Origin of the sequence: Saccharothrix deserti, from assembly GCF_009769385.1 — a bacterium.
Lineage (GTDB): Bacteria > Actinomycetota > Actinomycetes > Mycobacteriales > Pseudonocardiaceae > Actinosynnema > Actinosynnema deserti.
Window position 1 is genome coordinate 1 of the sequence record NZ_VKAB01000045.1, and the last position, 13,718, is coordinate 13,718.

Genomic DNA, 13,718 nt, shown 5'->3' on the forward strand with positions numbered 1-13,718 from the left:
GTCATGGCCGGCCCCACCCCGACCGCACACGGCGGCGACCACCACGGCCACGACCACACCACCGACCCGCACACCGGCCACGACCACTCCGTCCAGCGCACCCCGGTCGTCCAGCGGATGACGATGACCCAGTTCGACCAACTGCTGGCTCCGCACAACCTCGTCGGAGACCCCGACTTCCATGCCTACTTCGAGATCAAACGTGGTCAGGCCAACCCGCAGACCGTGGTCAACAACTTCCCACCGGCCGCACCCGGCGCCCAGACCCGGCTCCAGCAGTTCGTGGCGGACCCGACCCTCACCGCGCAGAACGTCACCGAGTACATCAACGCCTACCAACAGCTCACCCCGCAGGCCCGCACCCAATCCGCGGTCCTCGGCGACGCCGAACTCGCCGGCCTGGAGGTCGAACTGCCGTGGGTGCGGCTGAACGTCCCGGCCGGCACGCGCAACGGCGACCTGCTCGGAGCCTCGACCGCCACGACGGAACCCAGTCCACCGGTGATCAAGCTGGAGATCGAGGGCATGGACCGGGGCAGCCCGACGATCGAGCTCATCTACGGACCGCTCCCGCGCGAGGAGTACACGAGCCAGGCATTGATCACCGCCCGCGCGGCGCTCGTCACCGCCCTCACCCCCGCGGGCCAGCTCCACACGCTGCTCACCAACTACAACAACCGCCTCAACACCCCGGAACTGCAGCGCTACCGGATCACCATCGACCAGCGAACCCGCACCATGCGCAAGGTCGGCACCACGAAGGCGCAGGCAGAGCCGTCGAACCCGAGCAACTCCAACACGCAGACCAACGTCTCCACGCCCTACACCAAGCTCGGCACCGCCGCCCAGAACTCCGAGGAGGACTTCACCAACTTCTTCGAGAACCAGTCCGGCCACGAGATCACGATGTTCCGCGAGGCCAGGACGCAGGCCGCGGGCATCCGGACCCGGATCGCCACCCACTGGAACACCAACCACGCGAACGCCGGCCAGCTCACCGCCGGCAGCACCCTCACGTCGCTGCTCACCCACGTCCTCTACCAGGAGGGGATGTACATCAACCACCGGCTCAACCGGACGCAGATCAACGACGCGGACAAGCACCACTTCCACGTGATGCTCAAGGCGAGCCCGCAGGACGTGGTCATGTCCGTCATCAGCGACGACGAGGCCAAGATGCTCCTGGCCTGGCTGGTCAACACGAACGCGACGCCCCTGGGCGCCGCAGCCGTGGCCACGTTCGCGTCGCTGGGCACCGGCCGGCAGGCGCCGCCGCCCACGACCCACATCTACCGGTACCTGGTCAATGCCCTGGTCGCACGGCTCGTCGCCGGCCGGCAACTGCTGGAGGTCAACCACGGCGCACAGCAGCAGCGGTCGGAGGCACGGGGCAACGCCCACGGCGTCGGACAGGTGGCCCACGTGCACCCGCGCCCCAGCAACCGGCTGCCCATCACCATCGAGGGCACCGAGTACTACGTCGTCGTCGAGCAGCGGTCGGCCAGGCACAGCCTCAACCGGAACGCCCTGGCCGATCCCTCCGCCGCAGTGGGGCAGATCGGCGACCTCCAGCACCTGTGACCCCGACGCGCAGCCCACGTGGTGCTCGCCGTGCGCCCAGGCGGTTCCCGCATCGCGGGCGGGGGCGACCCGTGGCTGCGGTGTGGACATGGCGGCTTTTGTTCTCGGCGCGGACCGACCGGACGGGAGGGTCGCGCCGAGAACGGCACGACGGTCTGCTCCGGTCGGCTCGGTGGGGTCTGTAGGTGCCGGTTCCGCAGCCGTAGGTGGGGATGGCTTGCGGCCGAGGGCGTAGATCACCTCCGGGTTCAGGAGGCGGTCCTGGTCGTCGTGCAAGAGGTCGGCCAACGCGCTGGTGTAGTCGTGTTGGAACGCCTGGACCTGCTCGGGGACGAGGGTGGCGATGGCGTCGTGGTGCGGGCCGTGGACGTGGGCTTCCCAGGCGTGTTCGAGGTCGCTGCGGGAGAACTGGACGGTCTCTGCAACCGGGGCCGTCGGGGTGATGCCGGCTTCGCGCAGAGCGTGGGCGCATCGCGATTCCGTGCCCAAGGGCGTGGCCGGGTCGGTGAGATCCAGGCCGTAGCGGCGGGCCTGCTCGCGGAAGAGCCTCGCCCCGACGGGGAATCCTTCCCGCATGGTGGAGAACGCGATGAGCCCGCCGGGCGCCAGCAGCCGGTGCCATTCACGCAGCGCGGCCTGGACGGGCATGTAGAGCAGACCGGCGGAACAGAGGACCAAGTCGAACGAGGCATCCGCGAAGTGGGGCAGCGATGTGGCGTCGGCCTGGACCAAGTCGATGTTCGTCAGGCCCGCTGCGGTGATCGCCGGCTCGTTGCCAGGCGACGGCGACGCTGATGTGGATGCCGAGCATCTTGGCGAGCACTGGGGCGGGCAGATCGGTGGCGAGCTGGAACAGCGCGGTGGAGCGGGACTGGCCGGAGCGGATGCCGAGCCGGCGGAGTCGCTCGTTCAGACGGTAGGCGCTGATGGGCGTCCTGCCCGGCCGCCGGGGAACAGCCGACGAAGGCCGCATCGTCGTGGCTGGTCCGGCGGAAGCGTGCTCCGTCCGGGTTGACCTCGTCGATGTTGTAGGGCGTGCTGATCTGCGCTCCGCGGAAGCGGTAGCGCTCGACCCGCATCTTCGCCGGGTTGCAGAGGACGAGACCGCCCTCGGTGATGCGGTCGGCCCCGTAGTAGCGGCGCCGCAACTGTTTCCAGGTCAGTCGGGGGTGCTTGTGGCGTATCCGGTGAAGGAGCCTCCACCAGGCATACCAGCCGAGGTGGGAGAACGTCTTCTTCGATGCGCCGTAGCGGAAGTAGGCCGCCCAGCCCCGCAGTACCGGGTTGACCGTCCGCAGCACCTCCGTCAACGACCGCGAGGTCGTGCCTCGCCCCGTCAACTGCTTGATCTTGTGCATCACCGACGCCAAGGCGGGCTTGGCCGGGATGGTGGGCACGACGCGACGGCCTTCGCCGCTCGGTCTCCGCCGCATGTGGAAGCCGAGGAAGACGAAGCCGTCGTCGATGTGGGTCTTCTCGTCCGAGAGGGTCATCCTCAGCCTGTCCGCCAACAGTGCGCCGATCTCCACCTTGAGTGCTTCGGCGTCGGACCTGGTGCCGTGCACGAGCACGACGAAGTCGTCCCACACGCTTGGACTTCCGGACCCGATCAGGCTCGCCCGGGGATCGTGGAGGCTTCGGCACACCCCGATTGGCCCGCACGGCAAGAGGAATCACCGGGAACGACTCACGCTATTGCCGAAAGGTCTTTAATCAAGGCGGTCGGCTTCGGGCTCGTCCGAGTGGACAGTCCGGTCGAATGCGCGCGTGCCCGTTCCTGCAACGCTTGTGCACCTGCACGGCAGTTAATATGTGATCCTTGTCAAGATCTCGTGCGTACGGTTCCATCTGGGCAATTCGCACGCGGCAGGTTGTGTGCGTTCGGCACCACCTGGGATCGATGGAGGGTCTGTGGCCAAAAGGTTGAGTGTCGCGAGCGTGCTCGCGCTGATGGCGTCGATTCTGTCCGGCGCGCAACCCGCCGAGGCCGCGACCGGCCTGCACGTCAGCGGCACGCGAGTCGTCGAGGGGAACGGAAGCGCCTTCGTCATGCGGGGCGTGAACCACCCGCACGTCTGGTTCCCCGGCCAGACCGGTTCGTTCGCGGACATCAAGTCCTTTGGTGCCAACACGGTTCGCGTGGTGCTGGGCACCGGCAAGCGGTGGGGACCGAGCTCGGCCGCTGACGTTGCCGACGTCATCTCGCTGTGCAGGCAGAACCGGTTGATCTGCGTGCTGGAGGCCCATGACACCACCGGGTACGGCGATCAGAGCGGAGCCGCGACCCTGGACCAGGCGGCGAGCTACTGGATCGGCGTCGCCGATGCGCTCAAGGGCCAGGAGAACCACGTCGTGATCAACGTGGGCAACGAGCCGTTCGGTACCAATCTGCTGGTGAGCCCGGCGTGGGCGAGCGCGACGAAGAACGCGGTCAAGCGGTTGCGCGGAGCCGGGCTGCAGCACCTGCTGATGGTGGACGCGCCGATGTGGGGCCAGGACTGGCTGAACATCATGCGCGACAACGCCGCCTCGGTGTTCAACGCCGACCCGCGACGCAACACGGTGTTCTCCGTCCACATGTACGGCGTGTACAACACGGCGGCGAAGGTCAACGCGTACTTCGACGCGTTCCGTTCGGCGGGGCTGCCGCTGGTGGTGGGCGAGTTCGGGAACAAGCACAGCGACGGCGACCCGGACGAGGATGCGATCATGGCGCAGTCCCAGGCTCGTGGCATCGGCTATCTCGGCTGGTCGTGGAGCGGGAACGGCGGCGGGGTCGAGTACCTCGATCTGGTCCGTTCGTTCAACCCGGCGGACCTCACCCCGTGGGGCGAGCGCTTCCTCAACGGTCCCAACGGAGTGCGGCAGACGTCGAAGCAGGCCACCATCTACGGCTGAGGTGAGGTTGTCCCACAAGACAATCCGACGTCGGGGCGTTGTCCGATCGGACAGCTTGCCCGTGGGTCATTCGGCGGAGCGTCTTCGGATCGTCAGGTGACTCCACAGTGCACAGTGGACTTGTCCTGGTCGGCACAGCATGTCACCGTGCTTCAGCGTGGCGCTGGCCTTGTGACAAGGCCGATGTCTGTCCACTCGGGATAGCTGCGGGTGTCCTGCCGCCGTTGCGGGGTTACGCTTGGTCGTGCCGCTCGAGCAGTGCTCGCAGCACCGCCATCTCCGCGGCGAGCGCCTCGCGGCCCGCCGCGGTGACGCTCAGCCACGTCTTCGCGCGTTTCCCGTCGTAGCCCTTCTCGACCTCCAGCAGGCCGGCCTCTTCGAGCACCGTGACGTGCCGGGACAGGTTGCCCGCAGTGAGATTCAAAATGGACTTGAGGTAGCCGAACTCCACCCTCTTGACCTCGGCCGCGATCGTCAGGATACCCAGCCGGTGCCGCTGATGGACGGTGTCGTCCAGGCCCGACGTGGGGTGCTCGGTCATGCCGGGATCCTGCCCCGCACCCGACGGGCGATGAGCCCACCGATCCCGCCGAGCGCGAGGATCAGCGACGACGACAGCAGATCACCGAAGTCGATCAGCGCCACCGGCCACAGGACCGAACCGTAGACCCACGTCGACCACCCGTTCACGAACAGCGCCCAGACGGCGAACAGCACGGCGAACGACGTGCACAGCGCACTGCGCTCCACCCACGCCAAACCGAGCACGCCCACCGCCACCACCAGCAACGGCCCGAACGGGAAGATCATCACCAGGTGGGCGACCAGGATCAGCGACAGGATCACGATCGCGGTCCGGACCTTCCGCTTCGCGAGCAACGTCGCCACCACGACCCCGGCGACCAGGACCGAAAGCGCGACCGGCCAACCCAACGTGGAGAAGACCAGCCGGGTGGCCAACGGCACGCCCAACAGCGGAAAGGCCAGCACGAACAGGGTCACCTGGACGTAGAGCCGCGTCGAGGTCTCCACTCCGACCTTCCTCGCCCGCCACCGGTACCACCACACCGTCGCCAGGAACCCGACTGTCAGCGCGGCCATCCAGTAGATGTCCTTCCACAGGGACGGGCGGTCGGTGAGAGCGGAAGTCCTCGTCGCCTGCCCCGTCGGGTGCAACCAGTGCCACACCGACGGCAGGTCGCTCTTCGACCAGGAACAGGCGAACTCGCACCGCACAGGCAGGTACAACGGGATCGCCGCCGCGACGATCACCCCGAACAGCAGGAACGGGAACCAGTAACCGTGCCGGTCACGACGAGCGCGCCGCCGCAACGCCGACAGCTCGTCGAGCAGATACCTCGGATCAGTCGCCACCGCACAACCCCCAACCCCTCGCTGATGCAATCAAGTTTGCACACCAAACCTGGCGGCGTCAACCACGCCCCACGAACCCCACATGGCCGTGCCCGAACGACGTGCTCTCGATGACCGCGTATCGCCAAACCAGACCCCATACCTGCCAAAGATCGGCTCGCCACACGGGCCGTCGATCGGCCATACCGTTGCGCACAAGCAACCGGCGACCGGCCGCAATCGGACGGAATGCGATATTGCGGCCACGGTCGACTGGCCCCTAATCGGGTCAACCTGGCTGATGCTCGTTGTGCGCCTACCGCCACACGGGTCAGGCCGTGCCCTCGCCGGACCTCAGAGACGAAGGCCTCGCGGTCGCACCGCCCCGTAGGACCGACGACGGCTCTACGCGTGCCAGCCTGGTCGCGGACACGCCATCGTCCAGCCTCGGTGACGCGAACGCCCCGACCCGGAATCCCGAGCCGACGGCCGGGTCGGTCCAGCCTGGTGTCGGTGGTCCCGCGGCCGGTTGGACCGGTGGTGGCGCGGGTCGTGGGGTGAGCGGCGGACCGGGCCGGTTGTGGGTAGGAGCGGCAACGCCGGTGAGCGTCAGGACACGGCCAACCCGCTAGGACGCGGTCCCGCGTCGGGGGCGGCCGACACGTCTGCCGTCCGCGACGCCGCGAGACGACGACGACACCGAGCACAGGAGCGTGCTGCTCCAGCCCGATCCCCACGAGTTGTTCGGCCTGGAAGGCCTGACGCCACCGGCTGTGATCGGAGAGGACGAGGACGCTTGACATGGCGGACGATCACATAGCCCTGACCCTGCGGACCACGCTCACGCTGTTGCGGCGCCGTGGTGTCGAGCCGCACCCCGTGTTCGCCTCCACGCTGTCGTGGCACTCCGAGGAGGCGTTGCGGAAGCTGGACGTCGAGGCCGACGAGGAGTTGCGGCGGCTGCACCTGCTGGACGGGCGGCGACTGCACCGCGGTCTCGGCTCGGCGTTGCGCGCGCTGGACCGGTCGAGCCGGGAGTACTACGGGTGGATCGACACGACGATCGGTGGTTCGCCGCGCAGTTTCGCGGTGCTCGCGGCGCAGGCCGGTCCGTCTGGCACCGGGGTGGGCGACAACGCGGAGATCTGCTCCCGCAGCTCGCCGGCATGTCGACGTCCAGGGCTGCCAGGTAGTCCGCCAGCTTTGCGAGGTCGCAGGCCGCGATGATCAGCGGGGCGACGGCCGAGTGCGCCATCGTCCACGCCACCGCGAGGGGTCGTCGGCTGCCACCAGTCTGCCGGAACTGGCATGCCATCCATGTAACCGCTGGGCACGTAAATGGGGGAGTCCCCACTGATACTGGTACTGGCAGTACATCCCACGGTGTCCGGATGGACGTGACCTCGATGTCGTGGACTGGCCCAACGACTCTGGTCCATCGGTTGCTGAGCGGTGGACCAGAGTCGTTGGGGAGGAATGCCAGCTGGTTGGTCAGAGCAGTGCTTCGGCGGCGATGGGGAAGTCGCGGATTCGGCGGCCGGTGGCGTGGAAGACGGCGTTGGCGATGGCGGGTGCGACGCCGACGAGTGTGATCTCGCCGAGTCCTTTGACGCCGAGGGGGTTTGTTTCGGGGTCGTTGCCGTTGAGGTAGATGGCTTGGAGGTTGGGGGTGTCGGCGTCGACGGCGATCTCGGCGAACACGGCGCCGTAGGCGGACATGGAGAACCGGTCGTGCACCGCGCCGGTGTAGGTGCCGATCGCTTCGAGGTGGGGGCGTTGGTTGCGGGTCAGCAGCTGTTGGTAGGTCTCGCCGCGGGTGGGGTCGTTCTTCAGGTGCATCCGTCCGTTGCGGACGATGACGTCCTCGGGCCGCACGCCGTGGAGGGGGGATCGGGGGTCGTTGACGGCGAGTGTGATCGCCTGCCGGCGCACCTGGTCGGAGCCGAGCTGGATTGCGGTGCCGACGCTGGCCATGGTCGTCGAGCCGCCGTGCGGCCCGGTCGGCGGCATGACCGAGTCACCCAGCCGGAAATCGACCGTCTGCATGGTCAGGCCGAGGGCGTCGGCGGCGACCTGGGGCATGGAGGTGTAGGTGCCGGGGCCCATGTCGCTGGTCGCGGATTGCACCAGGGCGGTGCCGTCGGCGTTGAGCCGGACATGTGCTTGGGCGGGAAACCCGCCGGTGTCGTAGACGGCGGCGGCCATGCCGGTGCCGATCAGCCAGTCACCGTCGCGCGTGACGCCCGGTTTGGGGTTGCGGCGGTGCCAGCCGAACTCCCGGGCACCCACCTGGTAGCACTCGCGCAGCCGGCGGGTGGAGAACGGCAACCCGGTCGACGGGTCCTTGCCGGGTTCGTTGCGCAGGCGCAGCTCGATCGGGTCGACGCCCAGTTCGTGGGCGAGCTCGTCCATCGCGCACTCGATGACCTGGGTGCCGGTGGCGAAGCCGGGACCACGCATCCAGATCGGGGTGTTCACATCCAGCGGCACCGTCGAATACGCCTGCCGCACGTGAGGCATGCTGTAGAGCATCTGCCCCGGCACCAGCACGGCCTCGGTGAACGTCTCGTAGCTGGAGGTCTCCGCCCGGACGTCGTGGACCATCGCGGTCAGCTGGCCGCGCCGGTCGCCGGCCACCTTCAACGCGTAGGTGTAGGCGGGCCGGAAACCGGTGCCGAAGTACATTTGCCGCCGGGACAGCACGAGCTTCACCGGCAGACCGGTCACCCTGGCGGCCAGCGCCGCGATCGTGGTGTGCGGCCACGCGCGCAGCCCGCTGCCGAACCCGCCACCCACGAACGGTGAGATGACCCGCACCGACTGCTGCGGAATGCCGAACACCGCGGCGAGTTCGGTCTGGGTGCCACCGACCACCCACTGGGTCTTGTCCCACACCTTGAGGTTGTCACCATCCCAGCGGGCGATGGTGGCGTGGGGCTCCATGGGGTTGTGGTGGTTGCGGGCCAGCCGGTAGTTCAGGTCGAGTCGGACCGGCGCCTGCGTCCAGGCGGTGTCGGCGTCGCCGCGGGCGTAGCGGGTGGGCTCGTCGCCGGGCGCCTGGGTGAGGTCGGTGGACGGTGGCTCGGCGGCGTAGGTGACCTCGACCAGGCTCGCGGCGTGTTGCGCCGCCTCGAGGGTTTCCGCGACCGCGACGGCAACCGGCTGGCCGAAGAACAGCACCCGGTCGTCCTGGAACACCCGCAACCGTGTGCCTGGCTGCGGGTTGTTCGAGCCAGGGTTGTCGACGTAGGGCAGCCGGGGTGAGTTGCCGTGGTGGATCACCGTCAGCACACCGGGCTGGGCGAGCGCGGCCCGCGTATCGACGCCGGTGATCCGGCCGAGGCCGACGGTGCTGTCCACCACGACCGCGTACCGGACGTTGTCGACGCCCTCCTCGGCGCCGTGGTCCGCGGCGTAGGGGGCGCGGCCGGTCACCTTGAGCCGTCCGTCCACACGGGACTGCGGGGTGCCGACGGCAGTCTGGGGTTGCAGGGTCATCGGATACCTCCCACCACACGCAGCTGACGTTCCACGGGTCCGTTTCAGCAGCTCAACCTTGAACTCGTTGTGTGTCAACGGCTGGGCGCCGTCCGCCGCCCGCGCGGCGGCCTCGGCCCACAACCGGTCCGACGGGCGCTTGCCGATCAGGTGCTGTTCCACCGTGGACAGCTTCCAGGGCACCGTGCCGACACCGCCGGCGGCGATCTTCGCCGCGCGGATCACCCCGCCCTGGACGTGCAGGGCGACCGCGGCGGAGGTGAGGGCGAACTCGTAGCTCTGCCGGTCCCGCACCTTCAGATACCCCGACTTCAGCGGCCGAGGATGCGCCGGGATCTCCACCGCGGTGATCAGCTCACCGGGCCGCAACGCCTGTTCCCGCTCCGGCGTGGTCCCCGGCTGGAGCAGGAAGTCAGCGAACGCCACCCGGCGTTCCCCGTCGGGGCCGAGCAGGTGCACGGACGCCTCCAGCGCGGCGAACGCCACCGCGACATCGGAGGGGTGGGTGGCCACGCAGTGCTCTGAGCCGCCGAGGATCGCGTGGGTCCGGTTGACCCCGCCCCGCGCGGCACAACCCGAACCGGGTTGACGTTTGTTGCAGGCGGCGGACACGTCCCGGAAGTACGTGCAGCGGGTGCGCTGCATGATGTTGCCGCCGATGGTCGCCATGTTCCGCAACTGCGCCGACGCGCTCAACTCCAACGCCTCCGAGACCACCGGGTAGGCGTCACGCACCCTGCGGTCGGCGGCGGCCTCCGACATCCGCACCAGCGCGCCGATCCGCACCCCACCCCGCGGCGTGGCCGTGATCTCCCGCATCGGGAGGGCGCTGATGTCGACCACCGCGCCGGGACGTTCGACGGTCTCCCGCATCAGGTCGACCAGCGTCGTGCCGCCGGCGATGAAGCGCCCACCCCGCTGTCCAGCGGCGACCGCTTCACGAGTGTCGGAGACTTTCGCGTAGGTGAAAGGAAACATGACCGCCTCACCGCACCTTCGCGGCCTGCTGGACCGCCCGAACGATCTTCACGTAACAGCCGCAACGGCAGATGTTGCCGCTCATCCACTCCCGGATCTCCCCGGGCGACCCGGTGTGCCCTTCCCGGATGCAGCCGACGCCGGACATGATCTGCCCCGGCGTGCAGAAGCCGCACTGGAACGCGTCCTGCTCGATGAACGCCTCCTGCAACGAATGCAGGTCATCCCCGTCCGCGAGACCCTCGATCGTCGTGACCTCCGCGCCGTCCAGACGCACCGCCAACGTCAGACACCCGTTCACCCGGCGACCGTCCACCAACACCGTGCACGCGCCGCAGGCGCCGGCGTCGCACCCCTTCTTCGTGCCGGGCAAGGCGAGGTGCTCCCGCACCAGGTCCAGCAGCGAGGTCCGGTTGTCCACCGTGACCGTCACTCGCCTGCCGTTCACGGTCAACGAGACACGACTGCTCGTGCCCCCGCCGGCCGGTTGCATCGAGTCGACCGCTGCGGCCGCGGCCTGCTCGGCGTCCAGAAGCGATGGTCCGGCGACCACACCACCGGCCGCGACCCCGGTGGCCGCGATGAACGTCCGACGGCGCAACGCCGGCGCGGACTCCGCTGGCGCGGATACGGGCTCTGGCGGGTCGGGCACAGGGGAAGCGTGGTGTCCGGCGGACATGCGCCCTCCAGTCGAGTTCGGCAGTTCGGAGATGAGCCTCAATACAACCCGCAGCGGCCACGTTGTGGGAGGTACTGACAGAGCACCCCTCACGTCACCTCGGTAAACGAGGGCCACACACCCACTGTGCTGCCGGGTTCAGCGGCGGCGACCAGCAGTGGCAGCTCGTCCAGGTCACCGCTGACGAGTACCCGCACGTCCCATGGGCCGAGGTCCAGCGCGGCGGCTACGGGTTCACCGGTGAGGGCGTCGGACGGGGCCACCGGCACCTGGACCTGAGTGGGTTCCCAGTCCAGTTGTGCACCACGTGGACACGGCGGCCGCCCGGTGCCGTTCCTGTTGTCGCGGTGCGGAACTGCTCGGGGCGGGTGCAGATGCCAGCGCGTGTCGGCGAGGACGGCCGGGTCGTGGGTCGGGTGTCCCGGCTGGATCGCGCCGGGGATGAGCTGACCGACCTGGATACCCTCGCCGGCCGCGGTGTCGTGGAGCATCGACGCGTAGGCGCTCTCGCCGGCGAACGCGATCGAGGCGCCGTTGACGAACAGGTAGGTCGGATTCAACGTTTCTCCTGTAGATGATCCACCATCCCGGACGCGGGGAATCCGCCCGCCGCCGTATCAGCCGCGGATCGGGCTGCTACTCGAGCACCTCGACGGTGACCTGGCCTCGTTCGAGCCGGTTGAGCTGGTCCATCCCCGACTCGACCGTGCCGATCGCGATCACGTCGTCGGAGACGCCGCCGCCAGGGTCGCCGTTGCGGGTGTCAGCGCCCGGCGAGCCGTCCGTGGTGAGCCGATCGGGCAGGTAGCTGATCTTCTCCCTGCCGGCGAACTCCTCGAAAGTCAATGTCAGCGGCAGCTTCGCGACGAAGTCCCGGCTCGTGGGGTTGTCGACCACCCGGACGACGATCTCGGCATCCCCGGTGGCGAACCGTACCCGCGAGGCACCCATCTCAACCCCTTCCCCTTCGGTCGTGTCCTGCGTCGTGGCTGTCGGGGACTGTGCCGAACTCCGGGACTGTGTTGTGCTCGGAGACGGTGTTGGTGCCGAGGCGCCGTCCTGGGAGGCCGCGCAACCTGCCACCGGTATGAGCAGGAGCGCGGCCAGGGTGACGAGGAGTCGCTTCCTCATGGCTAGGACCTCCGAAACGTCGTGACGGGGAATCGGGAGGTACGCGCTCCGTGCCCCGCCCGGCACCGTCGCGGATCACCCGTGAGGTGGGCTGACATGACACCGAGGCGGGCGAGGCACGGCGACGGACCAGACGCGGGGTAGGCAGCGGTGGTCACACGCGGAGCAGGGCCTTGATGGCGCGGCGTTCGTCCATGGCCTTGTAGGCCTCGGCGGCCTGGTCGAGCGGGAGTTCGAGGTCGAAGACCTTGCCGGGGTCGATCTTCCGGTTCCAGATGAGGTCGATGAGTTGGGGCAGGTACTGGCGGACCGGGGCGGGGCCGCCGTGCAGGTGGACGTGGGAGAAGAACAGCTCCAGGCCGTCCAGTGCGACGTCGTGGGCGACGCCGACGTAGCCGACGTGCCCGCCGGGCCGGGTGGAGCGGATGGCCTGCATCATCGACTCCTGGGTGCCGACGGCCTCGATCACGCTGTGCGCGCCCAGCCCGCCGGTCAGCTCCTTGATCTTCGCCACGCCTTCGTCGCCGCGCTCGGTGACGATGTCGGTCGCCCCGTACTCCCACGCGAGCTTCTGCCGCGGCTCGTGGCGGCTCATCGCGATGATCCGCTCGGCGCCGAGCTGTTTCGCGGCCAGGACCGCGAGCAGGCCGACGGCGCCGTTCTACGGTGAGTCGTCCTTCCTGATGTACAACAAGGAAGTCATGGCGGAGAAGGGCATCACGATGCCGGAGCGGCCGACGTGGCAGCAGGTGGCGGACATCGCCGCCGCGGTCGACGGTGCCCGTCCGGGGATGAAGGGCATCTGCCTGCGTGGTCTGCCCGGCTGGGGTGAGCTCGGCGCACCGCTGACGTCCATCGTCAACACCTTCGGTGGCACGTGGTTCGACAAGGACTGGAAGGCGCGGGTCAACAGTCCGGAGTTCAAGCAGGCGACGAACTTCTACGTCGACCTGGTCCGTGACCACGGTGAGGCGGGCGCGCCGCAGGCCGGCTTCACCGAGTGCCTGAACGCGATGAGCCAGGAGAAGGTCGCGATGTGGTACGACGCGACCAGCGCGGCCGGGTCGTTGGAGGACACCAAGTCCAGCAAGGTCGCGGGCAAGGTCGCGGGCAAGGTCGGTTACGCGTACGCGCCGGTGGTGGCGACGAAGAGCAGCGGCTGGCTCTGGGCCTGGGCGTGGGCGATGCCGAAGACCACGAAGAAGGCTGACGCCGCCTCGAAGTTCATGCTGTGGGCGTCGGGCAAGGAGTACGAGAAGATCGTCGGCGAGCAGTTGGGCTGGTCACGGGTGCCGGCGGGGAAGCGTGCCAGCACGTACGACATCCCCGAGTACAGGACGGCTTCGGCGGCGTTCGGTGACATCACCCTGAAGTCGATCGAGGAGGCCGATCCGACCAACCCGAATTCCAGGACCTGGGCACGAAGGTGACGCAGGAGATCTCCGCCGCCATCGCCGGCAACACCACGGTGGACGCGGCGCTGGAGAAGGGCCAGGAGCTGGCCGAGGAAGTCGCGAAGAACTACCCGTGACCCACCGGTGCCCGGCTGGTTCGTTCCGACCGGGCACCGCTCCACCGACCCCCTGGCCGTCACCGGCGG

General features: G+C 68.7%; 12 protein-coding genes and 2 pseudogenes. 4 read left to right on the forward strand and 10 right to left on the reverse strand.

Translation table 11 applies throughout. The features are described from left to right. On the forward strand, positions 1-1,581 hold a 1,581-nt coding region (locus tag FM051_RS52485), incomplete at its 5' end, for a hypothetical protein (RefSeq protein ID WP_238413041.1). A 642-nt stretch (positions 1,582-2,223) separates the two neighbouring features. Here the strand turns inward: FM051_RS52485 and FM051_RS54205 are convergent. Together FM051_RS54205 and FM051_RS42180 are read right to left on the reverse strand one after the other, a co-directional pair. After that, positions 2,224-2,313 (reverse strand): annotated as a pseudogene (locus FM051_RS54205) (methyltransferase domain-containing protein); the annotation flags it as partial. Positions 2,314-2,324: 11 nt separating this feature from the next. Continuing rightward, positions 2,325-3,170 (reverse strand): group II intron maturase-specific domain-containing protein, encoded by an 846-nt coding sequence (locus FM051_RS42180; RefSeq protein ID WP_202919326.1) that lies wholly within the window; start codon positions 3,168-3,170, stop codon positions 2,325-2,327. A gap of 322 nt (positions 3,171-3,492) precedes the next feature. Here FM051_RS42180 and FM051_RS42185 point away from each other — a divergent pair, with 322 nt between their 5' ends. Beyond that, positions 3,493-4,479 (forward strand): glycoside hydrolase family 5 protein, encoded by a 987-nt coding sequence (locus tag FM051_RS42185; protein ID WP_238413043.1) that lies wholly within the window; start codon positions 3,493-3,495, stop codon positions 4,477-4,479. A gap of 232 nt (positions 4,480-4,711) precedes the next feature. Here the strand turns inward: FM051_RS42185 and FM051_RS42190 are convergent, their stop codons facing one another. Beyond that, complete coding sequence (locus tag FM051_RS42190; protein ID WP_158852717.1) at positions 4,712-5,020, reverse strand: transcriptional regulator; 309 nt, start codon at positions 5,018-5,020, stop codon at positions 4,712-4,714. Further along, positions 5,017-5,853 (reverse strand): hypothetical protein, encoded by an 837-nt coding sequence (locus FM051_RS42195; RefSeq protein ID WP_158852718.1) that lies wholly within the window; start codon positions 5,851-5,853, stop codon positions 5,017-5,019. Before FM051_RS42195 ends, FM051_RS42190 begins: the two co-directional genes overlap by 4 nt. Positions 5,854-6,633: 780 nt before the next feature. On the opposite strand from FM051_RS42195, the gene FM051_RS42200 reads away from it, so the two are divergent. Then, entirely contained in the window at positions 6,634-7,059 is a 426-nt protein-coding gene (locus FM051_RS42200) for an ESX secretion-associated protein EspG (protein WP_158852719.1), read from the forward strand. A gap of 264 nt (positions 7,060-7,323) precedes the next feature. Here the strand turns inward: FM051_RS42200 and FM051_RS42205 are convergent, their stop codons facing one another. The 6 genes and pseudogenes from FM051_RS42205 to FM051_RS52495 all read right to left on the reverse strand — a co-directional run bounded on the left by FM051_RS42205 (position 7,324) and on the right by FM051_RS52495 (position 12,713). Then, positions 7,324-9,330, reverse strand: a complete 2,007-nt coding sequence (locus FM051_RS42205) for a xanthine dehydrogenase family protein molybdopterin-binding subunit (RefSeq protein WP_158852720.1) — start codon at positions 9,328-9,330, stop codon at positions 7,324-7,326. Then, positions 9,327-10,308, reverse strand: a pseudogene (locus FM051_RS42210) (FAD binding domain-containing protein). Before FM051_RS42210 ends, FM051_RS42205 begins: the two are co-directional and overlap by 4 nt. Positions 10,309-10,315: 7 nt before the next feature. Further along, complete coding sequence (locus tag FM051_RS42215; protein WP_238413044.1) at positions 10,316-10,960, reverse strand: (2Fe-2S)-binding protein; 645 nt, start codon at positions 10,958-10,960, stop codon at positions 10,316-10,318. A gap of 116 nt (positions 10,961-11,076) precedes the next feature. Further along, positions 11,077-11,547 carry a hypothetical protein gene (locus FM051_RS50185; protein ID WP_162470795.1) on the reverse strand — a complete coding sequence of 157 codons (471 nt, stop codon included), beginning with the start codon at positions 11,545-11,547 and terminating at the stop codon, positions 11,077-11,079. Between the two features lie 76 nt (positions 11,548-11,623). Further along, on the reverse strand, positions 11,624-11,938 hold the full coding sequence (locus FM051_RS42225; RefSeq protein ID WP_158852723.1) for a cyclophilin-like fold protein: 315 nt from the start codon (positions 11,936-11,938) through the stop codon (positions 11,624-11,626). A 334-nt stretch (positions 11,939-12,272) separates the two neighbouring features. Next, positions 12,273-12,713, reverse strand: a complete 441-nt coding sequence (locus tag FM051_RS52495) for a zinc-binding dehydrogenase (RefSeq protein ID WP_238413045.1) — start codon at positions 12,711-12,713, stop codon at positions 12,273-12,275. Positions 12,714-12,717: 4 nt separating this feature from the next. Here FM051_RS52495 and FM051_RS42235 point away from each other — a divergent pair, with 4 nt between their 5' ends. Continuing rightward, on the forward strand, positions 12,718-13,548 hold the full coding sequence (locus FM051_RS42235) for an extracellular solute-binding protein (protein WP_238413046.1): 831 nt from the start codon (positions 12,718-12,720) through the stop codon (positions 13,546-13,548). Positions 13,549-13,718 lie beyond the last annotated feature (170 nt).

What these genes read in the sequence shown, in the direction of transcription:
- FM051_RS42235 (WP_238413046.1), top strand. Translation starts at nt 12,718, where the DNA reads ATGATCCGCTCGGCGCCGAGCTGTTTCGCGGCCAGGACCGCGAGCAGG.
- FM051_RS42200 (WP_158852719.1), top strand. Translation starts at nt 6,634, where the DNA reads ATGGCGGACGATCACATAGCCCTGACCCTGCGGACCACGCTCACGCTG.
- FM051_RS42190 (WP_158852717.1), bottom strand. Translation starts at nt 5,020, where the DNA reads ATGACCGAGCACCCCACGTCGGGCCTGGACGACACCGTCCATCAGCGG.
- FM051_RS52495 (WP_238413045.1), bottom strand. Translation starts at nt 12,713, where the DNA reads ATGAGCCGCCACGAGCCGCGGCAGAAGCTCGCGTGGGAGTACGGGGCG.
- FM051_RS42205 (WP_158852720.1), bottom strand. Translation starts at nt 9,330, where the DNA reads ATGACCCTGCAACCCCAGACTGCCGTCGGCACCCCGCAGTCCCGTGTG.
- FM051_RS42225 (WP_158852723.1), bottom strand. Translation starts at nt 11,938, where the DNA reads ATGGGTGCCTCGCGGGTACGGTTCGCCACCGGGGATGCCGAGATCGTC.